Annotated in this window: 26 protein-coding genes; 11 read left to right on the top strand and 15 right to left on the bottom strand. The window is 44.2% G+C overall.

The features are described 5' to 3' along the window. Positions 1-120 precede the first annotated feature (120 nt). Positions 121-747 (bottom strand): LysE family translocator, encoded by a 627-nt coding sequence (locus tag QQ041_RS01425; RefSeq protein ID WP_285952944.1) that lies wholly within the window; start codon positions 745-747, stop codon positions 121-123. A 209-nt stretch (positions 748-956) separates the two neighbouring features. On the opposite strand from QQ041_RS01425, the gene QQ041_RS01420 reads away from it, so the two are divergent. From QQ041_RS01420 to QQ041_RS01410, 3 genes are all read left to right on the top strand, one after another. Beyond that, positions 957-2,195: a DEAD/DEAH box helicase gene (locus QQ041_RS01420; protein ID WP_285952943.1), complete on the top strand. Its 1,239-nt coding sequence runs from the start codon at positions 957-959 to the stop codon at positions 2,193-2,195. A gap of 253 nt (positions 2,196-2,448) precedes the next feature. Beyond that, positions 2,449-2,670: a hypothetical protein gene (locus QQ041_RS01415; RefSeq protein WP_146491886.1), complete on the top strand. Its 222-nt coding sequence runs from the start codon at positions 2,449-2,451 to the stop codon at positions 2,668-2,670. A 127-nt stretch (positions 2,671-2,797) separates the two neighbouring features. Beyond that, positions 2,798-3,100 (top strand): thiamine-binding protein, encoded by a 303-nt coding sequence (locus tag QQ041_RS01410; RefSeq protein WP_061018985.1) that lies wholly within the window; start codon positions 2,798-2,800, stop codon positions 3,098-3,100. 74 nt (positions 3,101-3,174) lie between these two features. On the opposite strand, the gene QQ041_RS01405 is transcribed toward QQ041_RS01410, so the two are convergent. Continuing rightward, positions 3,175-3,342, bottom strand: a complete 168-nt coding sequence (locus tag QQ041_RS01405) for a hypothetical protein (RefSeq protein ID WP_186728085.1) — start codon at positions 3,340-3,342, stop codon at positions 3,175-3,177. A 109-nt stretch (positions 3,343-3,451) separates the two neighbouring features. Beyond that, positions 3,452-3,712: a DUF1289 domain-containing protein gene (locus tag QQ041_RS01400; protein WP_032545919.1), complete on the bottom strand. Its 261-nt coding sequence runs from the start codon at positions 3,710-3,712 to the stop codon at positions 3,452-3,454. 191 nt (positions 3,713-3,903) lie between these two features. Here QQ041_RS01400 and QQ041_RS01395 point away from each other — a divergent pair, with 191 nt between their 5' ends. From QQ041_RS01395 to QQ041_RS01375, 5 genes are all read left to right on the top strand, one after another. Then, the gene (locus tag QQ041_RS01395; RefSeq protein WP_004734625.1) at positions 3,904-4,350 is read left to right on the top strand and encodes an META domain-containing protein; all 447 of its coding nucleotides are present in this window, start codon (positions 3,904-3,906) and stop codon (positions 4,348-4,350) included. 382 nt (positions 4,351-4,732) lie between these two features. Further along, on the top strand, positions 4,733-5,899 hold the full coding sequence (locus QQ041_RS01390; RefSeq protein WP_285952942.1) for an ABC transporter substrate-binding protein: 1,167 nt from the start codon (positions 4,733-4,735) through the stop codon (positions 5,897-5,899). Between the two features lie 5 nt (positions 5,900-5,904). Then, positions 5,905-7,605, top strand: a complete 1,701-nt coding sequence (locus QQ041_RS01385; protein WP_285952941.1) for an ABC transporter permease — start codon at positions 5,905-5,907, stop codon at positions 7,603-7,605. Further along, complete coding sequence (locus tag QQ041_RS01380) at positions 7,571-8,221, top strand: ATP-binding cassette domain-containing protein (RefSeq protein ID WP_146491883.1); 651 nt, start codon at positions 7,571-7,573, stop codon at positions 8,219-8,221. Before QQ041_RS01385 ends, QQ041_RS01380 begins: the two co-directional genes overlap by 35 nt. Next, on the top strand, positions 8,211-8,828 hold the full coding sequence (locus QQ041_RS01375) for a CDP-alcohol phosphatidyltransferase family protein (protein ID WP_285952940.1): 618 nt from the start codon (positions 8,211-8,213) through the stop codon (positions 8,826-8,828). The genes QQ041_RS01380 and QQ041_RS01375 overlap by 11 nt, the downstream gene beginning before the upstream one ends. Before the next feature lie 66 nt (positions 8,829-8,894). On the opposite strand, the gene QQ041_RS01370 is transcribed toward QQ041_RS01375, so the two are convergent. The 3 genes from QQ041_RS01370 to QQ041_RS01360 form a co-directional block, all read right to left on the bottom strand. Next, positions 8,895-9,848 (bottom strand): class I SAM-dependent methyltransferase, encoded by a 954-nt coding sequence (locus QQ041_RS01370; protein ID WP_146491881.1) that lies wholly within the window; start codon positions 9,846-9,848, stop codon positions 8,895-8,897. Positions 9,849-9,856: 8 nt separating this feature from the next. After that, a complete protein-coding gene (locus QQ041_RS01365) occupies positions 9,857-10,555 on the bottom strand; it encodes a TIGR01621 family pseudouridine synthase (protein ID WP_146491880.1) in 699 nt (232 codons plus the stop codon). A 306-nt stretch (positions 10,556-10,861) separates the two neighbouring features. Next, a complete protein-coding gene (locus QQ041_RS01360) occupies positions 10,862-12,295 on the bottom strand; it encodes a sodium-dependent transporter (RefSeq protein WP_285952939.1) in 1,434 nt (477 codons plus the stop codon). A gap of 367 nt (positions 12,296-12,662) precedes the next feature. Between QQ041_RS01360 and cls the strand changes: the two genes are divergently transcribed. Together cls and QQ041_RS01350 are read left to right on the top strand one after the other, a co-directional pair. Continuing rightward, on the top strand, positions 12,663-14,117 hold the full coding sequence (cls, locus tag QQ041_RS01355) for a cardiolipin synthase (protein ID WP_285952938.1): 1,455 nt from the start codon (positions 12,663-12,665) through the stop codon (positions 14,115-14,117). A 183-nt stretch (positions 14,118-14,300) separates the two neighbouring features. Beyond that, the gene (locus QQ041_RS01350) at positions 14,301-15,485 is read left to right on the top strand and encodes a cystathionine beta-lyase (protein ID WP_171314779.1); all 1,185 of its coding nucleotides are present in this window, start codon (positions 14,301-14,303) and stop codon (positions 15,483-15,485) included. Between the two features lie 86 nt (positions 15,486-15,571). On the opposite strand, the gene QQ041_RS01345 is transcribed toward QQ041_RS01350, so the two are convergent. The 9 genes from QQ041_RS01345 to pspA all read right to left on the bottom strand — a co-directional run bounded on the left by QQ041_RS01345 (position 15,572) and on the right by pspA (position 24,389). Continuing rightward, the gene (locus QQ041_RS01345) at positions 15,572-16,042 is read right to left on the bottom strand and encodes a hypothetical protein (protein ID WP_102560079.1); all 471 of its coding nucleotides are present in this window, start codon (positions 16,040-16,042) and stop codon (positions 15,572-15,574) included. Next, entirely contained in the window at positions 16,033-16,956 is a 924-nt protein-coding gene (locus QQ041_RS01340) for a winged helix-turn-helix domain-containing protein (RefSeq protein ID WP_285952937.1), read from the bottom strand. Before QQ041_RS01340 ends, QQ041_RS01345 begins: the two co-directional genes overlap by 10 nt. 109 nt (positions 16,957-17,065) lie before the next feature. Next, the gene (locus QQ041_RS01335; RefSeq protein ID WP_285952936.1) at positions 17,066-17,632 is read right to left on the bottom strand and encodes a DNA-3-methyladenine glycosylase I; all 567 of its coding nucleotides are present in this window, start codon (positions 17,630-17,632) and stop codon (positions 17,066-17,068) included. A 76-nt stretch (positions 17,633-17,708) separates the two neighbouring features. Next, positions 17,709-20,819 carry an efflux RND transporter permease subunit gene (locus tag QQ041_RS01330; protein WP_285952935.1) on the bottom strand — a complete coding sequence of 1,037 codons (3,111 nt, stop codon included), beginning with the start codon at positions 20,817-20,819 and terminating at the stop codon, positions 17,709-17,711. After that, complete coding sequence (locus QQ041_RS01325) at positions 20,812-21,897, bottom strand: efflux RND transporter periplasmic adaptor subunit (RefSeq protein WP_146491874.1); 1,086 nt, start codon at positions 21,895-21,897, stop codon at positions 20,812-20,814. Before QQ041_RS01325 ends, QQ041_RS01330 begins: the two co-directional genes overlap by 8 nt. 1 nt (position 21,898) lies before the next feature. Then, positions 21,899-22,933 carry an efflux RND transporter periplasmic adaptor subunit gene (locus QQ041_RS01320; RefSeq protein ID WP_146491873.1) on the bottom strand — a complete coding sequence of 345 codons (1,035 nt, stop codon included), beginning with the start codon at positions 22,931-22,933 and terminating at the stop codon, positions 21,899-21,901. A gap of 157 nt (positions 22,934-23,090) precedes the next feature. After that, the gene (gene pspC / locus QQ041_RS01315) at positions 23,091-23,477 is read right to left on the bottom strand and encodes an envelope stress response membrane protein PspC (protein ID WP_029405576.1); all 387 of its coding nucleotides are present in this window, start codon (positions 23,475-23,477) and stop codon (positions 23,091-23,093) included. After that, positions 23,470-23,703 (bottom strand): envelope stress response membrane protein PspB, encoded by a 234-nt coding sequence (pspB, locus tag QQ041_RS01310; protein WP_004734605.1) that lies wholly within the window; start codon positions 23,701-23,703, stop codon positions 23,470-23,472. The genes pspC and pspB overlap by 8 nt, the downstream gene beginning before the upstream one ends. A 14-nt stretch (positions 23,704-23,717) precedes the next feature. Continuing rightward, positions 23,718-24,389: a phage shock protein PspA gene (gene pspA, locus QQ041_RS01305; RefSeq protein WP_010440091.1), complete on the bottom strand. Its 672-nt coding sequence runs from the start codon at positions 24,387-24,389 to the stop codon at positions 23,718-23,720. Positions 24,390-24,661: 272 nt separating this feature from the next. Here pspA and pspF point away from each other — a divergent pair, with 272 nt between their 5' ends. Beyond that, positions 24,662-25,684, top strand: coding sequence for a phage shock protein operon transcriptional activator (pspF, locus tag QQ041_RS01300; RefSeq protein WP_285952934.1), 1,023 nt, complete (start codon positions 24,662-24,664; stop codon positions 25,682-25,684). Positions 25,685-25,703: the final 19 nt, after the last annotated feature.

Below are 25,703 nucleotides of genomic sequence, written 5' to 3'. Positions count from 1 at the left end.
TAATGCTTTAGAGATTTATACAGAGAAACAAGGATTGCTTAGCATTCAGTAGAAAATGAGAACTGAGACGGAAATCAGAACTGAACCGATAGCTAAATAGCCAATTCTTCACGTCGCCCCCTAAAGCTGAAACAACGCCAACTGGATGCTGAAGCCCACGAATAGAACACCACAAACGATGTTCATCATTTGTGAGGTTCGCTTTTGAACCAACAAGCGCTTAAACGTATCCGCCATTAAGATCAGAACCAAGAACCACATCGATACCACTGACGCCTGAATCCCACCAAGCATGAGACTGTCTGCCACAATCGCATCTTTTGAAACAAATGGAGGAAATATAGAAAGATAAAACAGGACGATTTTAGGATTCAGAAGATTAGTGAGGAGCCCTTTGAAAAATTGGTTATATAACTTACTTCCCGATGCACTTACCACTGAAAGTACGCCCTCTTGAGCGCGCAGTGCCGCACGAAAATGGTTATACCCAAGCCAGACAAGATAAAAAACCCCAGTCCATTTTAGCCCTTCAAAGGCCATGGGGGTGTTCGACAGTAACAGACTTATGCCGTTGGCCGAGATAAAGGCATGAAAAAAGAAACCACATGACACGCCCAACACGTTCACAAATGCGAACAGCTTCCTTTGAGTTAAGGCTGTGCTTAATACCAATAAAGCATTAGGCCCCGGAATAATGGCAATAAAAAACACGATAACAATAAACAGCCAGATACTGTCCCAACTCATTTCGATCTCATTTCATGAACATTTTTAGGGCGGACATTGTACGTCCATTCATTGCCATTACAATATGACAAACGCTTAATTATCACGTATGGCTAACATATATAATTCGCGCGTATAATCAATACGTTTATCGTGTAACGTACAAAACTGATTCTCTAACATTTGCAGCCCTGTTAGACTCCACATCCCTTTTGATACTTGGTTCATTTATGTCATTTGATAGCCTAACCCTTAACGCAAAAACCGTGTCCGCGCTCCCATCTCAATTCAATAAGCCGACAGAGATACAGCAAGCGGTAATTCCTACAATTATTACGGGGAAAGACGTACTTGCATTGGCTCAAACGGGTAGCGGTAAAACATTGGCCTTCGGCTTACCTTTGCTGAACAACATCAATCATGATGTAAATGAACTGCAAGCACTTGTTATCGTTCCAACACGTGAACTTGCGTCTCAAGTCGCTGAGTCTTTAGAACCCATCGCAACTGCTCTTAATATCAGAACGATTACGTTAACTGGGGGTGTGAACGCAGATGACCAACAACAGCAATTATTAACGGGGCCACAGCTTGCTATCGCAACACCGGGCCGATTGCTGGCTGTTATCAAAAGTGACGAATTAGAGTTAACTCAATGTGTGTCATTGGTTCTTGATGAAGCAGACCGATTGATCGACATGGGCTTTTGGCCTGATATTCAAGCGATCATCGAAGCTCTGCCAGCGAAACGACAGTCACTGCTATTCTCAGCGACACTTCCTCCAGAGTTGGTCAATCAGGCTGAAGCGCTTTTATCAAACCCAGAGAAGATCACGATTCACCAAGAAAACAGCGTTGTCGAAACCATTGAAGAAACACTGTATCTCGTGAACAAAGGCAACAAGGCTCAAGCACTGATTGCCCTACTTAATCAAAACCAATGGCCGCAAGTGTTGGTTTTTATTGGCGCCAAAGACAATGCAGACGCATTAACCAAGCGATTGAACAAAGCCAAGATCAGCGTAAGTGCGTTACATGGCAACAAGAGCCAGGAAGAGCGCATACAGGCATTAGAGAGTTTCAAAAATGGTGAAACTCGCGTGCTTATCGCAACCGATGTGATGGCTCGTGGCATACATATTGATCAGCTACCTGTTGTGATCAACTTTGAATTGCCCTCTCACTCAGCAACTTATGTACATCGCGTAGGAAGAACGGCGAGAGCAGGAAGCGCAGGCTGTGCTATCTCGCTGGTTAGCCACAGTGAAAACGAGCACCTCAATGCGATTCGAACTCTGACTAATAAGCCACTTCCGTTGCAATCGTTGGAAGGTTTCCCTGTAACTGATAAACCTGCATCAGAATCAACAGCTCGTAAGCGTCCGCCAAAAGACAAAATGGCCAATCGAAGAACAGCCAAAAAGAAGAGCATTAAGCAGTTTAAAAGCAAAACAAATAGCTCAAAGTAACCAGGAATAGCTCTAAGCAATCAGAAATAGAATGGTCAGCTCAGTTTGCACTGGGCTTTTTTATATGCAACAAAACATAAATCCACACCCAAAAACTTCCCTAAAGCTGCCAACTTAAATGACACTTTTGTGAATTACGATGCCAACGTATTGATTCTTGGTTGCTCAAAAAAAATACTATCAAATCACGTTGACGCCCCTATATCTGGCAACTAGATTTTTCTATTAGTGTCTACAACAGGAGGTCATTGAAATGAAACGTGCTAGCTCTACATATCGATTACAACTGATTAAGGAAGTGGCAACCCGCCGAGATCGTCAACGTTCCAATGACCCGATGGCAAACTACATACAAACCCTATTAGATAATAAAGATGATTGTGATACCTCGGTGGAACGCAACCAGAGGTTCAGTGGCAGTCATTTTGATGAACACATAGGTGGCTGGGTAAGCGACCACTGGGGTAATAAGTAGAACAATAAGAGTAATCCAACCAGCATAGCCGCTGTAGTATTTATCTCCGCATTAACCTATCATCTGCAACAATTCCCTATCCTAGAGTAAGCAGAAAGTGTCTGAGTTAAAAAGAGAAAAAGAAGTGATGGTTGCCTTCCAAGTAATACCTCGCGTTAAAGAAGGCAACAACTTCGAAGTGGTTGATAAAGCCATTGAAGTTGTGAAAGCATCCGATGTGCCGTTCCAGGTTGGTGCAATGGAAACCACGATGAAAGGTGAACTCAACCAATTACTCGATATCGTTAAAAAAGCAGAGCAAGCTTGCTACGATGCAGGGGCTGTTGAAGTGATCACAAACATTAAGATTCACAGTAAAACCACCGAAGCCGATGATACATTTTGCACGTATCATCGTGGTGTAACGAAAGCGAATCACATGTTTGTTTAATAATATGTTTATTTCAGAAAGCTGTTTATTTAAGAAAACAGGGGGTTAAGAAAGACTCTGAAGAACCAGTGGTGTTATTGAAAAGGCATGTCTGAAAGGTGAGAAAGGATTTCCATTCGTTCTTCTTCTGACATCGAATGCCAATCACGCGGAGCCTCTTCAGGGTCATCTTTCGCCCCGATCGTTTTACGATCCAGTGCTTTGACTGGCTCTTTTTTGAGTTTTACGTTCTTTTTATTCATACCGACACCACTCCTTCAGGTACAAAAGTACCTATCTTAATATTACACCCCAACCATTATGTAAAGTAATAGTTACGTCGGAGTTAAATAAAATCTTAATACATCCTCTTTAGCCAAAAAGATCTCTTTGGGGACTTGTATTTCCCTCTTCGTCGACCGACTTACCAACCAAGTTTTTTTGCTTCATTATTTTTCGTCTATAGCGCTGACGACACAGCTTTATCACGTGCAATTGTTCTGACGGTGTCATCGACATCCAATTAAAGCGCTCTTCTCTCTTGCGCATACAACCATTGCAATAGCCTTTGTCATCGCTTGAACAAACCCCAACGCAAGGGCTTGGAACTTGGAAAAACTCTAACTGCTCCACCGTGCCTCCTTACACATTCAAAATTACGCTTACTATCTCAAAAATAAGCGATTAATTTATCGCCTAGCTCATGAAATCCATACTAAACTATGACCTTATACTGACACATATAGTGTTTTGTAAACTATACTTTGAACCCATCAAGTTACACTTATTCGGTAACTTCGTTCTTTCCTTTGGAGCCTTATAATATGAAGTTTAGTTCAAAAAAATTACTAGCAGTAGCCGCTTTACCTATGATGCTAGCAGCATGCACAACAACAGGTGACAACGCGATGCAAGTAACACCAACCGATCTACAGCACCATAATTGGGAACTTGCGCAAATTGATGGCAAGGACATTGTGAAAAGCGAAGACCAAGCAGCTCCTCGTCTAGAGATCGGCGAAAAGATGACTGCAAACGGCATGGCTGGTTGTAACAACTTCTTCGGTCAAGGCGAGCTGAAAGACGGTCAATTCCGTATAAAGCAAATGGGCATGACAATGAAAATGTGTCACGGCTCTGCGATGGAAATCGAACAGTCGGTTTCTGCTACTCTAAGCGAGTGGAGCGACGTAACCCTAACAAACGATACGCTAGTACTGAAAAACGATGTACACACGCTAACGTACACAATTCGTGATTGGGTAAACTAATCCGTTCTCGAAATAGATATTGATTAGAGGAGCCTTCATGGCTCCTTTTTTATTGCCTTCTTACCCTCACAACACCTTCAAAATTAACACTCATCGACTACTTTTCGTACCAACCTCCAATAAACCTCAAATATCTCTCATTTAGATGCAATAAATTCACTGGTTTATCGGTCTATTGCTAGGATGGTAAGAGCCTAAAGTCTGTCGAGCTTTCGAGACGATCGCATATCAAACAAACTCAACCGCGAACTCCCTGCCTGTTCTCAAGTAATTGATTGAATTTACTGTTGAATTAGAATTTATTTGAGAAACGGATAGAATAACTATTAGGGCGTTCGAAAACACAATGCTCTTGCCCGTTCACTACCAAATGGAAAAGTTTATGAACAAGATAGTAAGTACGTTAGGAATCATGGCAACCGTTGCATACAGCGCAACCACTTATGCTGATGAAGCAACATCCACCGACAGTTGGAACCAAATAGAACAGCAGGCAGAGGGAGAAACTGTCTACTTTCACGCTTGGGGCGGTAGCCAAGAAATCAATCGTTACCTACAGTGGGCGGGCAAGAAATTACAAAGTGAGTACGGTGTTACCTTAAAACATGTGAAAGTAACCGATATTGCAGAAACTACCACTCGCTTACTCGCAGAAAAGGCGGCAGGAAAGAACACTGAAGGCAGTGTTGATATCGTTTGGATCAATGGCGAGAACTTCCGCTCAATGAAAGACAACGCTTTGTTGTTTGGACCATTCACTCAAACACTTCCAAACTGGCAGTATGTCGATAAATCTTTACCGATTGATGTCGACTTCTCTGAACCAACAGAAGGCCTTGAAGCACCTTGGGGCGTTGGGCAACTTGTCTTCATCCACGACCAAGAAACACTGCACAATCCGCCACAATCGTTTTCAGAGATGTTGAGCTACGCTCAGGCTTTCCCGAATCGCTTAAGCTACCCGCGCCCACCAGAGTTTCATGGTACGAGCTTCATTAAGTCTCTACTGATTGAGCTAACAAACAACAGTCCTGCGCTTGCTAAACCCGTTTCAGAAGATACCTTCCAAGAAGTTACGGAACCACTGTGGGCTTACTTAGATAAATTCCATAAAGTGGCATGGCGAGGCGGAAAGCAATTTCCTGCAGGTACATCTGAAAGCATTCAACTTCTGGATGACGGACAGCTCGACCTCGCGATTACGTTTAATCCAAACTCTGTTTATTCAGCACAAGCAAGTGGTCGCCTAGCGGAAACCACTAAGGCTTATGCTCTAGATAGCGGCGCTCTATCTAACATTCACTTCCTTGCGATTCCTTGGAATGCCAATGCAACCGCAGGTGCTCAAGTGACCATTAACTTCTTGCTGAGCCCAGAAGCACAGTCTCGCAAAGGTGACCTTAATGTTTGGGGCGATCCTTCGATTCTGAGCAGCAAGTACCTCACTGGCAGCGCTAAAAACACCCAGCAATTTAAATCGATTGATGAACCGCATCCTAGTTGGCAAAACGCGCTCGAGAAAGAGTGGCTTAAGCGATACGGTAACTAACCTCCATGCTACGCGCTCTATATTTTGTTGTTATAGCTGTGTGCATTATCCCAACCATCCCTGGGGTAGCGGGAGTCGTGGCTTCATCACTGAGTTTCATCCCGCCCCTAGGTTTAGATGAGCCAACACTCAACGGTTTTAGCCAAGTCTTTCAATGGGAAGGGGCTTGGCACTCTATTGGCTTAAGTCTAGGTTCAGCGATTGCAAGCAGCTATATTGCCTGCTTCCTGACCTTTTGTATTCTTCAAGCCTCTTGGGGAAACCAATTTTGGAGAAAGATTGAGTTAACGCTATCGCCAATGCTTGCCATTCCACATGTGGCTTTCGCCATTGGCTTTGCGTTTTTATTTAGCCCAACAGGCCTTGGCGCAAGAGCCGTACATCACTTACTTGGTGAATCGGCTACGAGTTCTGAATTAGCTTTGTTGGTCAAAGACCCATACGCATTCGGCCTCATCATCATGTTGGCGCTTAAAGAAGTCCCTTTCTTATTGTTGATGAGCATATCGATACTTCAGCAAATTGATGTAGAGCGTATCACTAAGGTCAGTGCATCTCTGGGTTATAGTCGTGCTCAGATCTGGTGGAAATGTATTTTCCCACAATGGTTTACTAAGCTTCGATTCCCAATGTTGGCGGTACTCGCCTACAGTGTATCGGTTGTCGATATTGCTCTGATCATTGGCCCAACCAACCCGCCGACCTTTGCCGTTTTAGTATGGCAATGGTTCAACGATCCCGATCTTAATCTACTCCCGCGAGCTGCTGCTGGTGCTATCGTTTTGTTTGGCTTAGCTTCATTGATCATCGCCTTGGCGCGTTTAGTTGAATGGGCAATTCTTAAGTACTTTCGAACTTGGCAGTATTCAGGAAGAACAGGGGCTAACTTGCCGGGGAAAACCATATTCACTGTCCTTGCTAGCCTTTCATTGCTGGTCATTCCTTTAATGGCAATTTGGAGCGTTGCTCAGCGCTGGCGTTTCCCTGATTTACTGCCGAGCCGCTACAGCGTGCGCTTCTGGGAGTTCGAGTGGGATGGCATCATGAGCACCGTTAGTCAAAGCTTATGGATTGGTCTGATTGCGGCTTCAGTCGCTTTGTTGCTTGCGCTGGTTGCTCACGAATACCGAATCAAATACAAGTGGCAAGTTCCGGGCTTTATTATCGCGATTCCCATGTTGATACCTCAACTCTCAGTATTGTTTGGCATGCAAGTGACCACCCTATACATAGGCAGCAACGCCTATGAGTTTTGGGTGATTTGGGCACACGTATTCTTCGCCTTTCCATTTGTGTACTTGTCTTTGGACGGCCCATGGAAAAGCTTCAATGATGGGCTGATAAAAGCTTCACTGAGCTTGGGTAAATCGCCATTTCAGAGTTGGTATTCAATCAAACTGCCAATTTTGCTTTCTGCTATCGCCTTTGCTTGGGCGGTCGGAATCAGCGTGAGTTTGGCTCAGTATTTGCCAACATTGATGCTCGGTGCGGGTCGCATTAACACGATCACAACCGAAGCCGTTGCCCTAACCAGTGGTTTCGACCGCAGGGTGACAGCAATCTATGCCATTTGGCAGGCCCTATTGCCTCTGTTCTTTTTCTCTTTAGCGATATTAGTCAGCCGACTTCAACTTAGATATCGCCGTCTTACTTTTAAAGGTTTCCTAAGTAATGAGTCTGTACCTCAACGACCTCACCATCCGTAAAACCGATGGCGAATCGCTGTTTTCAGCGCTAAACGTAACATTAGAATCAGGCCAAATATTGGCGTTGATGGGGCCAAGCGGCTGCGGAAAATCGACTTTGTTAGATGCCATCGCGGGTCACCTGAATGACGAGTTCTCATACTCTGGCACCGTTATTTTGAACGATATTCAGCTAGACGAGCTCCCATCACATCAGCGTGAAGTCGGCATTCTGTTTCAAGATGACTTGTTGTTTCCACACCTAAAAGTATGGGAGAACTTGGCCTTTTCGTTACCAAACTCGGTTAAGGGATCAGATCGCCAACAACAAGCAATGGAAGCGTTAAAAGACATTGAACTGACCCGCTTGGCGGAGTCATTTCCCGACCAAATATCTGGCGGCCAGCGAGCGAGAATTAGCTTAACTCGTATGCTATTGGCGAAACCGAAATTGGCGTTGCTTGATGAGCCTTTTAGTAAGCTCGACCAAGAACTCAGAGCTCAGTTTCGCGACTGGGTATTTGAGCAACTCACTAAAGCGGATATTCCGACATTAATGGTGACGCACGACCAAGCCGATGTGCCTCAAGGGGCAAAAGTTTTGTCTTGGCCATGGAGAAGTAACCATGTTGGATAAGTACTCTATTAAGGTCATTAAGTGGCCATTAAATCAATCAGCCAAACTACTTAATAGATTCGGCATCACAGCCAACCAAACCACCCTGTTTGGGTTTCTGGTTGGATGTTTAGCGTTTCCAGCATTGGCATTTCAACAATACGAATGGGCGTTAGGGTTTATTGTATTTAACAGGGTTTGCGACGGGCTTGATGGAGCCTTGGCTCGAATCCAAGGCATTAGTGATGCGGGCGGTTTCCTCGATATCAGCCTAGATTTCCTATTCTACTCATTAACCCCCTTTGGCTTTGTTATCGCCAACCCAGAACACAACGCTATTGCCGGTGCATTTTTGATTTTCTCTTTTATCGGCACAGGCAGCAGCTTTTTAGCGTTTGCGGTTATGGCTGGTAAGCGAGGCATTGAAAACCCAGTCTATAAACATAAGTCTCTGTATTACATGTCTGGACTAACCGAAGGCACAGAAACCATCGCTTGTTTCATTGCTTTCTGTATTTGGCCTCAACACTTTGCGGTTCTCGCCTACACCTTTGGTGCCGCGTGTTGGCTAACCACATTTATGCGTATCTATTTTGGATTCCAGACCCTCAAGAATCAAACCAGCTAGTATTAGTTTATAAACAAAAACGCCGCTCAGATGGGCGGCGTTTTTTTAGCTGATTCTGAAATTCAATTAAGCATCGGCAGAGGCTTTAATTTGAAATCTCAATACCTTTAGACTTGAATCAAGATCGACATCCACAAACTCAGGTGGGTTATCTAAGCGTTCAATAAACTCAACGTTTGGCGCTTCTTCTGCCATCGTCTCGATAAGGAAGTTAGGTGACACTGCAGGTGAGTTCACACACGCAATCACTTCACCGCCTTCCGTTAGAAGCTCTGGCAAACGACGTAAGATCTTTTTGTAGTCTTTAGTTAGGGCGAAACTGCCTTTTTGGAACGAAGGTGGGTCGATAATCACCAACTCATAAGGACCGCCTTTCTTGATTTTGCCCCACGACTTAAAGATATCGTAGCCAAGGAAATTCACCGAGCGCATGTCATGTTCGTTCAAACGGTGGTTATCACGGCCTTTGTTCAGTGAGCCACGTGACATATCCACGTTCATGCATTGACGGGCACCACCAGCGATAGCCGCTATTGAGAAGCCACAAGTGTATGCAAACAGGTTAAGAACGTTCTTATCCTTAGCATTATCTTGTACCCACTGACGACCATTACGCATATCTAGGAACAGACCAAAGTTCTGATTACGACCAATGTCTAACTGATACTTAAGGCCATGCTCAACAACCACTGGAGAGTCGTTAAGCTCACCCCACAGTACTTCCGAAGGTGCACCGTCAGCATAGCGATGTTGCAGAACAATGCTTGTGCCCTGCTTTGATTGCCAGATATCTTTGTCGGTGAGTTCAACCAATCCAGCTTTGAGAGATGACAAGAATTCGTCGTCTACCTCTTTAAACACGTTAACCAGTAACTGTCCATCAACCCAGTCACATGTCAGTTGCTCTAGACCAGGCCAAAACTTACCGCGGCCGTGGAAAATACGGCGAAGTTCGTTTGGCACTTCATTTAATTGCTGTTCAATATGACTAAAAAACAGAGGTAAAGCTGATGCTTCCATTATTTCACTCACTTAGTGTTTAGCTTTGGCCAACTTAATGACCAAGGTTCAAGCCAACCGTCCAAACCGCTAGATACGGTTTCTTGGTGCCACTTCTCGCCTAAAGAGTCTAGGCTCCTTGGGTCACAGACATATTCGTAGGCTTCTGATTGATAAGTAAATCGAATCGCGAAGGCGTGCAGATAACCTCTGTCAGCCTCACTCGATGGATTATAAATAGGGTCACCAACAATGGCTGAGCCGATCGATTTCATCGCGACACGGATCTGGTGAGTTCGCCCTGTATAGGGTTTGCATAACAGCAGACGTTCACCGGGTTCCGCTGTTGCAGATAGAAATTGGGTAATCGCCGGGTTTTCTTTAGTTGCCAGAAGTTTCCAGCTAGAGCGTCTTGAACGCTCCATATCACCAGAAATCAGCCCCTGCTTTTTCTTTGGCTTCTTAGAACCGAGCGCAAGGTAGTATTTCTCTACTTCACGCTTTGCAAATAGCTGTGAAAGCTCGCTCGCCGCCGACGCACTTTTTGCTAGCAGCAGAATGCCCGAGGTCATTTTATCTAACCGATGAACGAGATACAGCTTAGGCTCATTGATTGCCTTAGCAACTTCTTGAAGTAACATAGTATCGCCATCGTCTTTGTGGACGCTGACTCCTGGATGCTTATTGATAAGTAAAAAATCAGAGTGGTTCAGAAGAATATCGAACATGTAAAGGCTAGCTCCATTGTAGAACGTGGAGTATACCGTGTCTGAATCCAGATTCCAGCTACGAAAAAGCCCAACTCATTCAATAAACATTGAATCATTGGGCTTCTTTTCAACCTGTACCAGTTAGTGCCTAGTATTTGCTCGATTAGATTTAAGTAATTCGCACAAAGCAACTCGCCCTATGCAAGATTTTATTTTTCGTCGAAAATCAAATTTCAGAAATAAAAAAACGGAAGCCAATGACCCCCGTTTCTTAATTTACTTTAGCTCGCGATTGTAGCTTCTAAGAATTATGGTTTCTAAGAACTATAGCTTCTTAGAGATTACCGCAGAGCCAGCAATGATACCAATACCTAGTAGCATGATTGCACCTTTACCGCTGTCGAAGCCAGAAGAGATACCCATAAACGCAACGATAGCGATAGCTACTGGGATGATGTACTTAACTAGTGTGTACCATAAACCGAATAGTGGGAAAGATACTTCACCGTCGTTAGTGATCTCTTTCTCTAGGTCAGCGCGGTTTAGTCTCCAACCAGCGAAGATACATACCAACATACCGCCAACTGCTAGGAAGATCTTATCAGTTAGTAGGTCGAAGATATCGAATGCGCCAGTACCGAACAGTGTAGGACCGAAGCCACCAAGTGATAGAGAAGCGAAGATACATAGAATCGCCATTACTACACTTGCAGATAGTACCGCAGTCACACGCTTCATGCCTTTCTCATCGATTAGGTAAGAAACCACAACTTCAAGTAGAGATACTGAAGATGTTAGTGCCGCAACACTTAGACCAACGAAGAACATTAGAGCGAATAGAAGACCAACTACGCCGCCCATTTCAGCGAATAGCTGAGGAACAACAACGAATACTAGACCAGGACCAGCTGCTGGCTCCATACCGAATGCGAACATTGCAGGGAACATTGCAACACCAGCTAGGATAGCAACGCCTGTATCCATTGCTGTAACCATAGCTGTAGTTTGAACTAGGTTCTCTTTCTTCTTCAGGTAAGAACCGTATGTCAACATACAACCCATACCAAGAGATAGTGAGAAGAATGCTTGACCTAATGCAGCTAGGATTACACCGCTGTCTACTTTAGAGAAGTCAGGGCTGAATAAGAACTCTAGACCAGCCATCGCGCCCGGAAGCATGATGCCTTTGATGGATACTACAATCAGGATGATGAAAAGAAGTGGCATCAAAATCTTACCCGCTTTCTCAATACCTCCAGAAATACCCTTCATAACGATTACAACGTTAAGTAGTAGGTATAAGCCCATCCACATAAGTGGTTGAACTGGGTTTGAGATAAAGCCACCGAAGCTGTCACCAATTGCTTCAGGTGCGTCTAGTAGACCACCAGCAATTTTACCGATGTATGCGATAGACCAGCCACCTACTACAGGGTAGAAACCCATGATAAGTAGACCACTGACTACGCCGATAACACCAGCGAAAGTCCAACGACGGTCAGTCGATTTAAATGCACCTACCGCTGATTTTTGCGTATGACGGCCAATCGCAAATTCAGTCAGCATGACACTGAAACCGATGAAGATTACAAAAAACAGGTAAATTGCAACGAATGCACCGCCGCCACTTTCGCCTGCTGTGTAAGGGAATTTCCAAATGTTACCTAGACCAACAGCAGAACCTGCTGCAGCCATTACGAATCCTAACTTCGAACCCCAGGTATCGCGGGGTGTTGTGGTTGTATTACTAGTAGCCACGTGTACTCCAAACTTTTGTGTTGTGTGATGTTGTGTTTTGCTTTGGGTGGCGTCTTTAAAAGATAAGGTGTATAAAAAAATTTACACACTTAAAAGATTTGATTGACGCTCGTTGTGTGGCAAGTAAACCAGTTTAAGAATAAAATTGGAAGTCCGAACCGTACATATTTCGTTACCAATGTAAATTTTTATGGTTAAATGCCGTCTTTTTATACAAAACAATCGTTTTCGTCTTAAGTTAACCAAAACTTAACAACTATAACCTGTTTACAGCTTTTGCTCTATTTTGTAAATAGTTGATTCCTTAAATTCCCATATCCTCAAAATAGCATTACTATCTAAGTGTCTCTTTTTTCGAGTATTCAATGTGGAAAAGCTCTACCATTTTTTAACTTTAGCTTCCGTTGCTTTGTACTGGGTTCTCGTCGCTGGTGTGACCTTTCGTGTCGTACTAAAACGACGCTCTGTCAGCGTTTCTCTCGCGTGGTTGATGGTTATCTACATTATCCCGATTGTTGGCGTGGCCTGTTACTTCCTTTTCGGCGAGCTAAACCTAGGTAGAAAGCGGGCTGAGCGCGCACATCGCATGTTTACTCCATTCGGTGATTGGTTCCGCCAATTAAATGATTGTCAGGTTCACCTTCCAGGTAAAGTTGGATCCCCAATCCACAAGATTGATGAGCTTTGTAATAATCGAATGGGTATTCCTGCACTTAGTGGAAACACACTATCGCTGCAAGCTTCACCCAATGAGATCCTTCACGCAATTATCGAAGATATAGAAAACGCACAAACCAGTATCAAAATGGTTTTCTATATTTGGCATCCTGGTGGTCTAACCGACTCCGTAGCCTCTGCACTGATTCGAGCGGCCAAACGTGGCGTAGATGTTAAGGTTTTACTCGATTCAGCAGGTAGTCCACGCTTTTTCAAAAGCCATTGGCGTTCAATGATGAAAGACGCTGGTGTGCAAGTTGTGCAAGCATTAGAAGTAAGTCCATGGCGTATTTTCTTACGTCGCCTTGATTTAAGACAGCACCGTAAGATCATCGTCATTGATGAATCCATCGCCTATACCGGTTCAATGAACATGGTGGATCCGGCGCATTTCAAACAGAGTTCAGGCGTTGGTCAATGGATCGACGTAATGGTCCGAGTCACTGGGCCAACCGTTAACGTACTTTCGGCTATTCATGGTTGGGATTGGGAAGTAGAAACAGGCGAACGCATTCTTCCTGATTTACCTGAATGCCCGATTGAAGAAATAATGACGCACCATCCGGTTCAGGTCGTTCCGTCAGGTCCTGGTATGCCGGAATATTTGATCCTACAAGTTCTGACTATTGCCATTAATCAAGCCAATCGTTCTGTGCGCATCACTACACCTTATTTTGTACCGAGTGCCGACTTGTTAGAAACGCTAAAAATGACAGCACAAAGGGGCGTAAACGTCGAACTGGTCATTCCACACAACAACGATTCATTGATGGTTAAATGGGCTTCTCGTGCTTTCTATACAGAGTTACTTGAAGCTGGCGTTAAGATTTACGAATTTTACGGTGGCCTTCTTCACACCAAATCGGTAGTGATTGATGAAGAGTTTTGCTTAATCGGAACGGTCAATATCGACATGCGCAGCCTTTGGCTAAACTTCGAAGTGACACTAGCCGTTGATGACGTGCACTTCACCAAGCAACTGTTTGATTTGCAGCAATCCTATATTGAATCATCTCATCCAGTGGAATTGGAGCAATGGGAGCAGAGAAATTTACGTAACCGCTTCTTCGAACGATTGTTCTATTTGTTCAATCCACTGCTGTAATCCAATCAATGGACCCACTGCGACTCATATCTCTCTGCTTATCAGATTTTTGACCTTTCACGATAAACGACGTGAAAGGTTAAAAAGCGAAAGAAAAGCATAAAAACTCCCCCTCTGCTCTTGCTTTGAATGCTATTGGCATGTTTTAAATAGGACATAACCGATTGATAAGGAATTCACAGCATGTCCGAGAACAAAACCACTAAACTGATCACTGCAGGTCGTGATAAGAAGTGGACCAATGGTGTCGTTAACCCACCAGTACAGCGCGCTTCTACTGTCGTGTTCAACTCAGTAGAAGAAAAGCGTAAAGCTACGATTAATCGCGCTAATAAAACGCTTTTTTACGGACGCCGTGGAACCAACACTCACTTCGCTTTCCAAGATGCCATGGTTGAAGTCGAGGGCGGCGCAGGCTGTGCACTTTACCCTTGTGGTACTGCGGCCATTTCAAATGCCATTCTTTCTTTTGTAGAAACAGGCGATCATATTCTGATGGTCGACACCTGCTACGAACCGACGCGTGATTTCTGTGACACCATCATGAAGAAGATGGGTGTAGAGACGACCTACTACGAGCCAACGATCGGTGAAGGCATCCAAGACCTTATTAAGCCAAACACTAAGGTGCTGTTTACCGAATCTCCTGGGTCAGTCACCATGGAAGTGCAAGACATTCCAACGCTAGCGCGTATTGCTCATGAACACGACATCATCGTGATGCTCGATAACACATGGGCTGCTGGTGTGAACTTCTCACCGTTTGATTTTGGCGTTGATATCTCGATTCAAGCTGCGACCAAATACATTGTTGGTCACTCTGATGTGATGTTAGGTACGGCTGTTGCCAACGAGAAGTGTTGGGATCAACTAAGAGAACAGAGCTATTTGATGGGGCAATGTGTATCACCAGATGACGCTTACCTTGCCCTTCGTGGTATTCGTACTCTTGACGTTCGACTACGCCAACATGCAGAGAGCAGCTTGAAAGTCGCAAAATGGCTGGAGACTCGACCTGAGGTTGATCATGTTCGTCACCCTGCCATAGAGTCTTGCCCAGGCCATGAATTCTTCAAACGAGATTTCACTGGTGGTAATGGCTTGTTCTCTTTCGTGCTGAAGAACTCAAATACAAAAGCGACCACAGCGCTGCTTGATGGTATGACGCACTTTAGTATGGGTTACTCATGGGGTGGTTTTGAAAGCTTGATTTTAGCGAACGAACCGAACAGCTTTGATAGCCTAAGAACAGTAGCGAACCCTAACTTCGCTGGAACCTTGGTACGTGTTCATATCGGCTTAGAAGACGTTGACGATCTGATTGCGGACCTAGAGGCAGGATTGGAGCGTTACAACGCGCTCGTTTAATTTAAAGCGTTAGCAGACTCAGACCAAAAAGGCAGGATATTCCTGCCTTTTTTAGATTAGCGCATTAGACACATCGCTTTAAAAAGCTACTGAACGTCAAAGCACGCCCAATTGAAAATTTCAGAGCGGTGTTCATTGAACAAGTACAAAGACTGATCCTTAACTGCAATAGCGTAATCAATCGTCACCCCTTTATACTCACTATATTCATTGTTAATAATTGGATCATGGAAAGGGGTCGCCGTTCTCACATCTATAATGCTCATCGACAAATTATTCCCATCAAGCTCATAGTGCCCGAAATACAGATTTTCCATAGTACTCTCCTTACCGTCTTGCTCTGTAATCGTCACAAACTCTCTCATACTAAAGGTATGGTCAGATTGAAAAGTAAGGCTTATACGCTCATAAAGTGATTGATATGGTTGGAATGCCTGAGATAAAAAATCAGTTTTAATCGTTTTGCAATGCCATCGAGTGCCCGCTAATACGTTCTGTTCTGGCAAAAAACTTGCTGCAGAAATTACCACCAAAATGAGTAAGCCAATTAGTCGCAAAAGTAACTCCTCTTCTTCATATACTGAGCAAAGGAATCAAAAGACGACTCTACATTGAAAACCGAAGCACTATAATTCAGAGCCTCACCATCTTTCCTTTGAATCAACATGTATAACGCGTCATCTTCGGGTTGGTCGACTGATGGGTAAATACGGACAAAAACATCAACGTTACAGTGGCTCGGTATCACCGCTGTAAGCTTTTGAGTGACCGCAGGCAACGAATAGGAGTCATTATGAGCAATATGGAAGAAGTAGTGGTTGGTATTGTCGGTGTAACTGTCACGATATTCCGCTTTATCAATAAAATAAGGTAGGGGCGTATAGTAGGTTTGGAAAAGGTTGAACGCCGTTACTGCGACACAAACCAAAGCGAGTAAATAACCGGCTTTAGCGAGGTGTCTATTAGAAACAACTTTTGCAGAATCTGCATCAATCAAGACTTCATTTATTGTCAACGGGTCTTGGGATATTTCTTGGGGCATTCCTTGGGACAAAGGTACGTTTTGCTTCAACGTAGAATCGGCAAGTGGGACACCGAGTTCGCAGATTTCTTTACTCGCTTGAGAAGGCACCTCTTCAGTTACTGTGGACCGGTTCAACTCGTCGATTTCAAGAGAATACCCTGTCTTACTAACGGTACGAATCGTCGCGCAACCACAAGTTACCCTAGACAGTGTTTTTCGAATCTTTGAGATAACGTTAGTCAGCGCTTGCTCTGAAACAATTACATTACCCCAACACCTATCAAATATCAGACCTCGCTCGATGCACTCACCAGCATTTTCAAGCAAGAATAGAAACACCTTACCTTCTAACGGCGCGATAGTTTCTACGTGGCCATCTTCACGCACAAACTGCCTAAGCAAGGGATCATAACGAGCATCACATATTTGGTAGATTTGTTGTTTCACTATCGTCTTCTAGGTTTGAATTCGGTCGCATATGATATTGAATAGTTTACAAATGACCAGTAAATTTTCCAATTTTCACGCAATTATTTCGCGACGAGAAATAACACTTTTATTTGTGTGGACAACCTTCTAAATGATCATTAACCATACCTGTCGCTTGCATAAACGCGTAACAGATTGTTTCCCCTACAAACTTAAAGCCTCTTTTTTTCAAAAACTTACTCATTGCCTTAGACCGCTCAGTAGAAGCAGGAACTTGAGACATCTCAGTCCAGTTGTTTTCTATCACCTTGTTATCGACAAATTGCCATAAAGCATTTGATAAAGAGCCAAACTCTTTCTGGAGTTCAAGTGTTGCTCGAGCATTACCGTATACAGAAGCGATCTTGCCCTTATGCTTAACCACATCGAAGTTTTCAATGATATGAGGCACGTTGTCTTCGGTCATCGCTGCAAGCTTGTTGAGATCATAGTTATCAAACGCAGCACGATAGCCTTCGCGCTTTTTAAGGATAGTAATCCAGCTAAGACCAGCCTGAGCGCCTTCTAAAGTAATGAACTCAAACAGAACTTGGTCATCATAAACAGGCACGCCCCACTCTGCATCGTGATATTCCCTTTCTAGTTCGTGCTTAAGTGCCCATGCACACGTTCTATCCACTGTATTCGCTTCCATTTCGATAGTCTCTTTTAGTAATCGTACATAAAAATAATGCCCCAAATAGGGGCATTATTTCAAAGGTTAGTTGACGTTAAGCCACTTCAATTTTATGGAATAAACGATACAGCACAGGTACTACGATTAGCGTGAGTACAGTCGCAAAGCCTAAACCAAACATGATGGTTACTGCCATTGGTTTAAAGAAGATATCCGGTAGTAGAGGGATCATACCAAGAATGGTGGTGATCGCTGCCATACATACCGGACGAACACGACTCAATGCTGCATCAACTACCGCAACATAAGGGTCTTTACCTGATTTCATTTCAATCTCAATTTGATCAAGCAGTACGATACCGTTCTTAAGTAGCATCCCGGATAAACTCAAGAAGCCTAGCAATGCCATAAAGCCAAATGGTGTATTCAAGGCTAATAAGCCTGTCGTTACCCCGATTAGCGCTAATGGAACCGTTAGCCAAACAATCAGCGGCTCTTTGACCGAGTTGAACAAGAACACGGTAATCAAGAACATGAACAGGTAACCCATCGGCATAGTGGTAAACAGAGACGCTTGTGCATCAGCAGATGACTCATATTCACCACCCCACTCCAACGAATAACCCGGTGGCATCTCAATCGCTTCAATTTGTGGCTGTAAGCGTTTCTGTAACGTCGAAGCCGTTTCTTCACCCAATAGGTCGTTGTCGGCCATTACCGTCAGCATGCGCTTACGGTTCTTACGGATGATAAGTGGATCTTCCCATTCCAATTCGTAGCCAAGCGTCACTTGCTGCAACGGAATGTATTCGCTTAATGCCGGGCTCCAAATCTTCATACCTTCGATGTTGCGAATATCAATGCGCTCATCTTCAGGTAAACGAGCCACAATAGGCATCAGCGTAGTACCATCACGATACACACCAATCGACTTACCAGAGAAAGACATCGCTAGGAAATCATCAACGTCAGACTTGGTAATACCATAACGACGCGCTTGGCTTTCATTGAACTGAGGCTCTAATACCTTAGTTCTTTCACGCCAATCATGACGAACGTTAAACGCTCCGTCATCGGCACGCATGATGTCCATAACTTGAGCTGCTATTGAACGTAGCACGGTTGGATCTGAACCGACGATTCGAGCCTCAATTTTCGCACCGCCACCAGGGCCTAATTCAATTTGCTTAAGTTTGTAATCAATTTCAGGGAACTGACTGTCAACGTGTTCACGGAAGCGACGCATCAGCCCTTCAAGTACCTGATAATCTGTCACACGAACCGTGATTTCGCCATACGCGCTATAACTCTTCTCGGGTGAGTAGGTCAACATGAAACGCTGCAGACCTTTACCGGCCGTGGTCGTGATATGTTCAACTTCACTTTGTTCCGACAACCAACTCTCAAGCACTCTCAACTTGGTATTAGTTGCTCGAATATCCGTACCTTCTGGCATCCAAACATCCACTTGGAACATCGGAGTAGTTGAAGATGGGAAGAATGCTTGTTTCACAAAGCCAAAACCGTACACACTCGCACCTAAACCAATCACCAGAACGATCATGGTTAGCCACGCGCGTTTCATACAGAACTCAAGGAAGTTTTTATAGATAACAAAAACCATCCCGTTGTATGGGTCTTTGCCTTCGTTATCGGGATCAACCTTCTGTCCTCTGAAGAAGATATCGGCAAAAAACGGCGTGATCGAGATGGCGGTAAACCAACTCAGCATCAATGAAATCAATAGCACCGTGAACAAAGTGCCACAGTATTCGCCCGTTGAATCTTCAGACAAACCAATTGGAGCAAACGCGGTGACCGCAATCACCGTTGCGCCAAGCAGTGGCCATTTGGTTTGGGTCACGATATCAGTGGCGGCCTGCATCCGGGTTCGCCCCTTCTGCGTGCCGATCAATATCCCCTCCACCACCACAATGGCATTATCCACCAGCATCCCCAAGGCGATAACCAATGCACCTAATGAAATACGCTGGAGGTCAATCTTGAAGTACTGCATGAAAATAAAGGTACCGAACACGGTCAACAGCAGTATCAAACCGATCAACAGACCTGAGCGTAGACCCATGAAGAACAGTAGAACTACAATTACGATCGCAACCGCCTGCCCTAAGCTCACCACGAAGCCGCTTACTGACTTATCTACTTCCTTCGGTTGGTTGTAAACCTCTGAAATATCGATGCCGACCGGCTGTTGGTATTTCAATTCAGCAAGTCTGCGGTCAAACGCTTCACCCACTGCGACCACGTTCACACCTTGTGCAAAGGACACCCCAAGGTTAAGTGCAAGTTTACCGTTGTAACCGATGATGTTGCTCGGTACTTCAACATAGCCACGAGTGACGTCAGCTACGTCTTTCAAATAGATAAGACCTTGAGCACCGCCTTCAGTCAGAATCAAATCGCCAAGCTGTTCTACATTCTGGAACTCACCCGTTGGATGGATTCGAATGTATTCGTCACCAATTCTTACCGCACCCGCACTTGATACAATGTTTTGAGTCGATAAAAGATTAAATACCGTGCTTGGAGACAGACCTAAGGAGCTTATTCGCTTCATTGATATTTCAATGAAAACTTGCTCTTGTTGTTGACCAGAAACAGAGACCTTACTGACCCCATCAACCAACTCCAGCTCTCGCCTTAGGTAATCGATATAATCCAGCAGCTCTTTATAGCTGTAGCCATCACCCGTTACCGCCAGCAAAATACCGTAAACGTCACCAAAATCATCGATAACTTGAGGGTCATTCACGCCCGGTGGCAGTTCGACCTTCAAATCATTCACTTTTCGACGAAGTTCATCCCATATTTGCGGAAGATCATCGGGGCCGTAGTTATTCTTCATCGTTACCGTTACCTGAGACAAGCCACGGCTAGAAATAGAGTTCACTTCATCGACATAGGTAAGCTGTTGAATCGCTTTCTCTAGTGGGTAAGTCACTTCTTCTTCCACCTGCTGAGGCGTAGCCCCTGGGTACGAAGTCACTACCATTGCATCTTTGATGGTAAAGGCAGGGTCCTCTAAACGACCCAAACCGAAGAAGGCAGAAACACCACCAATAAGAAAGATCAGAGACAGCATCCAGCTGATGACTTTGTTACGTATAAAGTAAGCAGCAACACCTGTGATCTGTTCATCACCTTGTTGAGCGTCATTTTGGGGCTTGTTATTCTCTTCACTCATTGTTTGTCTCCTGAGATAGTACTTCCACTGTCATCCCATCTCGCAATCGCGATACGCCTGCAACAACCACATGCTGCCCCATTTCTAATCCTTTCGTAACCTGCAATGTTTTCTGATTTGCTTTTCCTAACACGACTTGCTGTTTAGATACAGTCTTGTCGTCGTTAAGCACCCATACATATGAGTTTTGACGAGTTAATTCATCCCCATCAGCGTTAAAAACTGCTTCAATAGGAATAAGTACACCAGCTTTTAAGTCCAATCCGATATCTCTACCGTTTGACGTCACTTCAACTGCCATACCATCAAGAATCAAATCATCTTCTGGCATAGGTAGAGCAAGCGTAACGGTGAATGTACCTGTACTTGGGTCAGGCTCAGTAGTAAACTCCTTAATACCTGCTGTGTATTCATTTCCACTGGGTACTCTAACCACAGCTTCAACGTTCGCGAGCAATTGTTCGTTAGGTTGATTCACATAGATTTGATCAGGGAGTTGAATCACAACCTCAACATCTTCAACACTGTGAATATTAACGACCTGTTGACCTACCTGAATATTTTCATATTGATCGACACTGACACGTGAAATAATCCCATCAACAGGGGCACGAAGCTTAGTGAACGACAAGCGAAGTTTTGCTAACTCTAATTCGGCATAAGCAATCTGACGTTGAGCTGCGATTTCATCAAACTGCGACTTAGCCAATAAGCCTTTCTTCACTAGCGGGCTTGAACGTCTGTATTGACTGTTGATTACCGTGTAACGCGCCTGGGCGTTGTCGACATCCAATTGATAATCGGTTGGGTCAAGCTCTGCAATGATGTCCCCTTTAGAAACACGTTCACCCTCTTTGACATCAAGCTTATTAATTTCACCAGCCACACGAAAACTGAGGTGAGCTTTCTCAGCAGCGTTTGCTACTGCTGGGAAATAGAGTTTGTCACTAAAATCGATGACTGAAATCTCGATAGCTTTAACCAAGGGCGAATTATTCACCTCTGCAGCTTGCTTATCTTTACAAGCCGTAAGTAAGACCAAACACGACAGGCCAGCGGCCACTTGAAGTATTTTCATGTTATAGCCCCCTTTCCTTTATCCACTCTCGAACTTTAATGCCCGATTCAAGACCATTGACGCCAGAAGTCACAATGCGATCGCCATCGTCCAGTCCAGAGACAATATGGCGTTTTTCATCGATGACGATTGAGACACTCTCAACAATGCCATCGCTGTTAACACGCCAAACAGATACATCATCCCCGTCGACAACCATTGCTGACGTTGGAATTTTGGTGGCGGCTGCTAACGCTGAAACCAAATTTACCGTGCCAGACATGCCCGGCAAAATACCCACATCGGTTGGTCTTTCCATTACCATAGTGACTTTGTACGAACCTGTTTTCGGGTCTGCTTCGGTATCCACTTCTTGGAAGGTTAGAGCATAAGAGTTTTCAGGAAATGCATCAAAAACCATGGTTGCATCCGTCTCAAACCCTGAAGAAAAGCGCGTAATAAGTTGGTCGGGTAGTAAGAAGACGACTTTAAGAATTTGATTGGTTTGAATATTCATCACGCCTTCTTTAGCAGCAATGTATTCATGGTTTTCAGCCGGAATAATGGAAATTGTTCCATCGTAAGGCGCAACTAGAGTGGTATAGCGAAGGTTTGCTTTGGCTTGATTAAGCATCGCTTTAGCAGAATTGTGATTGGCTTTCGCTTGATCGAAATCTTGCTCTGATACCACTCGGTCTTTACGTAGCTTAATCGAACGTTGGTATTGAACATCAGCAAGCTTAAAATTGGCTCTTGCTTGCTTCTCTAACAGCTGATATTCGTCAGGGTTGAGCGTTGCAAGCCCTTCACCTTTGCTGACCTTTTGACCAGAGGTGACATCGATAGTCTGAAGCAATCCAGGAACACGGAATGCAAGTACCGCTTTGTCACCGGCTTCAGTGGTGGCTGGAAAGCTACGTTCAAAGGCATTACTACCGACAGAGACAGTGAAGAGTTTGGCGGGTCTAGAATCAGGTTCAGGTACGGGAGGAAGCTCCTTACCACACCCAGACAACCCAGCTAAAGCTGTCAGAAGGACAACGGAGGCTCGATACATTGGTGATCATCCATATCTATAAATATTTTTATAACATAGATTAATCACATGTAACTTACCAGTTATCGTAAGATTTATTTAGACAAAATTATTAAAAAAAATAACGGCTTGGGATAAATTTTCCTAAACCGTTATCTAATCTTTTTTAGACTTATCGTTACATGTTCTTAAAAGCGCGGTCGACTTTGAAAGTGTCGGAGGTCACATAAGCTTCCATGTTGCGGACACTGGTCTCTAACTTCTGGAAATCACCCTCTAAAGTGCCCAGTAACGACTCTGCCGTTTGCCCTTTTTCCCAAGGTTTTTGCTTGAGTGTGTGCTCTTGCTTGGCTTTCATCTCATCAACATAGTGAGGTGGTTGTTTTTCAAGCATAAATGTCAAAGCTAAATACGCTAATAACACCAGAAAGCTACCACCCAGCAATGCCGCAGAGATAACTAAGATGCGAACCAACCACACTTCAAGGCCAAAGTAGTTCGCTAACCCTGCACACACACCAGACAATTTGCCGTTAATCGTGTCGCGATACAGTTCTCTACTCATAGTTTCGTCTCCAGTTAGGCGACTCCGCATCCAGTATTTTTTCTAGCGTTTTCACTCGGTCTTGCATGGATTCGGCTTGCGCAGAAAGCTTATGCAGACGTTGAAGGTCGGTTTCTGAAAGACCATTGCTGGATTTCTTCTTGCTGCGGTAATGTAAGAATAACCATAGCGGTGCCACGAAGATTAAGAAGACAATCAGTGGACCTGCAATTAGAAATGTTGACATAGACAACTCCTAAATTATTTATCGCGGTTTTCAACTTGTTGCTTCAGTTTCGCTAGCTCTTTTTCGATTTCATCTTGAGCTTGTAGTTCGGCAAACTCTTGGTCTAAAGATTTTGCGTTACCCGTTTTAGCGTAAACGTCCGCTTCAGCTTCTAATTCATCCACTTTACGCGAGAATTGCTCAAACTTCGCCATTGCTTCGTTGGTTTTGCTTGAATGCAGATGTTTTTGAACATCACGACGATTGCTCGCCGCATTATTACGAATCATTAATGCTTGTTGCTTTGCGCGAGTTTCTGCAATTTTAGTTTCAAGCTTGCCGATCTCACTGGTTAGCTTTTCGATGGTTTCATGAACCAAAGTTTGCTCGGTGTGCAGGCTCTTGATGATGTCTTCCAGTTTTTGCTTTTCGATTAGAGCCGCTCTAGCTAAATCTTCTCGTTGTTTAGTCAGTGCTAGAGTCGCTTTATTTTGCCAATCTAGAATCTGAGTTTCGATAGCTTCAACTTTACGTGCTAACTCTTTCTTATCTGCGATCGCTTTTGCGGAGTTAGTGCGAACCTCAACCAGCGTATCTTCCATTTCTTGAATAATTAGGCGAATCATCTTTTCAGGATCTTCAGCCTTATCTAATAGTGCACTGATGTTTGAATTTACAATGTCTGCAAAGCGAGAAAAAATGCCCATGAGGAACTCCTTAATTACAATGATGGCAAATGTGTTTTAAATCGTTATTCGACTCTCAATCCACTTGCTCAAAAATTTACGTTAATTGTTAAACCTACCATAAATAATCCAAGTTGCGTGCCAACTTTTAAGACATTGTTTATCAGTCACTTACGATAAAATGGTGATTAACTCGAATCATGCTATGATGAATTTAACCAAGTATTGGTATTTTTCACCACTACAGCCTTAACATGACCTTCTTCAGTACTTAAATCGCATAAGGACCCGCTATGCAGCAGAACCTCATTGGTGAGTCATCTAGCTTTCTCTCTGTTTTAGATAAAGTTTCTCATCTGGCTCCAATCGAAAGACCTATTCTGATCATTGGCGAGCGAGGTACGGGTAAAGAGCTGATCGCACAAAGGCTGCATTACCTTTCAAAACGCTGGGATCAACCGTTGATCTCATTGAACTGCTCAACCCTCAGTGAAGGTTTGATTGACTCAGAACTGTTTGGTCATGAATCCGGTTCTTTCACGGGCTCAAAAGGTCGTCATCAAGGTCGTTTTGAGAGGGCCGAAGGTGGGACACTGTTTCTGGATGAGCTCGCGACCACTCCCCTTGCCGTTCAAGAGAAATTGTTGCGCGTTATTGAATACGGGCAGTATGAACGTGTCGGCGGACAAAAAGCTTTAAGTGCCAACGTAAGACTGGTTTGCGCGACCAACGCTGACTTGCCAGACATGGCATTAAGGGGCGAATTCAGAGCCGACTTATTGGACAGGCTCGCGTTTGACGTGATTACTATCCCCCCTCTTCGAGAGCGAAAAGAAGACATCACGCTGCTGGCAGAATACTACGCCATTAAGATGTGCCGTGAATTAGAATTGGAGTTGTTTGTTGGCTTTGCTCCGTCTGCCGTTGAGGCGCTGCTGGATTATTCATGGCCGGGGAATGTTCGAGAACTCAAGAACGTCATTGAGCGTGCTATCTACCAACACGGTAAAGATCCATATCCTATTGAATCTTTGGTGTTTAACCCATTTAAGCCCGCATGGGAAACAGAGCAATATTCCACGCAGGAAACTGGCAATGAGCCGTCTAACAGCCATACTTCATCAGAGAGTTCGTTTTCTTTGCCGCTTGATTACAAAGCATGGCAAGAACAACAAGACATCAAGCTACTCAATCAAGCCCTAAAACAGAGCAAGTATAACCAGAAACAAGCCGCAGAATTACTTGGGTTAACCTACAACCAATTACGTGGAATGGTGAGGAAGTATGCGATTGTCGGACAAGCTAACGATAAATAGCTGTCCACACTTGATTATT

Origin of the sequence: Vibrio sp. TMPB1044 (genome assembly GCF_030442075.1) — a bacterium.
GTDB classification, from domain to species: domain Bacteria; phylum Pseudomonadota; class Gammaproteobacteria; order Enterobacterales; family Vibrionaceae; genus Vibrio; species Vibrio satsumensis.
This window is presented reverse-complemented; position numbering and strand designations above follow the sequence as displayed.

Excerpts from the sequence above, each read along its gene's own strand:
- QQ041_RS01370 (WP_146491881.1), bottom strand. The coding sequence starts at position 9,848 with ATGGAAGCATCAGCTTTACCTCTGTTTTTTAGTCATATTGAACAGCAA.
- QQ041_RS01425 (WP_285952944.1), bottom strand. The coding sequence starts at position 747 with ATGAGTTGGGACAGTATCTGGCTGTTTATTGTTATCGTGTTTTTTATT.
- QQ041_RS01415 (WP_146491886.1), top strand. The coding sequence starts at position 2,449 with ATGAAACGTGCTAGCTCTACATATCGATTACAACTGATTAAGGAAGTG.
- QQ041_RS01390 (WP_285952942.1), top strand. The coding sequence starts at position 4,733 with ATGAACAAGATAGTAAGTACGTTAGGAATCATGGCAACCGTTGCATAC.
- QQ041_RS01420 (WP_285952943.1), top strand. The coding sequence starts at position 957 with ATGTCATTTGATAGCCTAACCCTTAACGCAAAAACCGTGTCCGCGCTC.
- QQ041_RS01325 (WP_146491874.1), bottom strand. The coding sequence starts at position 21,897 with ATGAAAATACTTCAAGTGGCCGCTGGCCTGTCGTGTTTGGTCTTACTT.
- QQ041_RS01410 (WP_061018985.1), top strand. The coding sequence starts at position 2,798 with ATGGTTGCCTTCCAAGTAATACCTCGCGTTAAAGAAGGCAACAACTTC.
- pspC (WP_029405576.1), bottom strand. The coding sequence starts at position 23,477 with ATGAGTAGAGAACTGTATCGCGACACGATTAACGGCAAATTGTCTGGT.
- QQ041_RS01395 (WP_004734625.1), top strand. The coding sequence starts at position 3,904 with ATGAAGTTTAGTTCAAAAAAATTACTAGCAGTAGCCGCTTTACCTATG.
- QQ041_RS01335 (WP_285952936.1), bottom strand. The coding sequence starts at position 17,632 with ATGGAAGCGAATACAGTGGATAGAACGTGTGCATGGGCACTTAAGCAC.
- QQ041_RS01320 (WP_146491873.1), bottom strand. The coding sequence starts at position 22,933 with ATGTATCGAGCCTCCGTTGTCCTTCTGACAGCTTTAGCTGGGTTGTCT.
- QQ041_RS01350 (WP_171314779.1), top strand. The coding sequence starts at position 14,301 with ATGTCCGAGAACAAAACCACTAAACTGATCACTGCAGGTCGTGATAAG.
- pspA (WP_010440091.1), bottom strand. The coding sequence starts at position 24,389 with ATGGGCATTTTTTCTCGCTTTGCAGACATTGTAAATTCAAACATCAGT.
- QQ041_RS01385 (WP_285952941.1), top strand. The coding sequence starts at position 5,905 with ATGCTACGCGCTCTATATTTTGTTGTTATAGCTGTGTGCATTATCCCA.
- QQ041_RS01375 (WP_285952940.1), top strand. The coding sequence starts at position 8,211 with ATGTTGGATAAGTACTCTATTAAGGTCATTAAGTGGCCATTAAATCAA.
- QQ041_RS01380 (WP_146491883.1), top strand. The coding sequence starts at position 7,571 with ATGAGTCTGTACCTCAACGACCTCACCATCCGTAAAACCGATGGCGAA.
- pspB (WP_004734605.1), bottom strand. The coding sequence starts at position 23,703 with ATGTCAACATTTCTAATTGCAGGTCCACTGATTGTCTTCTTAATCTTC.
- QQ041_RS01365 (WP_146491880.1), bottom strand. The coding sequence starts at position 10,555 with ATGTTCGATATTCTTCTGAACCACTCTGATTTTTTACTTATCAATAAG.
- pspF (WP_285952934.1), top strand. The coding sequence starts at position 24,662 with ATGCAGCAGAACCTCATTGGTGAGTCATCTAGCTTTCTCTCTGTTTTA.
- QQ041_RS01405 (WP_186728085.1), bottom strand. The coding sequence starts at position 3,342 with ATGAATAAAAAGAACGTAAAACTCAAAAAAGAGCCAGTCAAAGCACTG.
- QQ041_RS01330 (WP_285952935.1), bottom strand. The coding sequence starts at position 20,819 with ATGAGTGAAGAGAATAACAAGCCCCAAAATGACGCTCAACAAGGTGAT.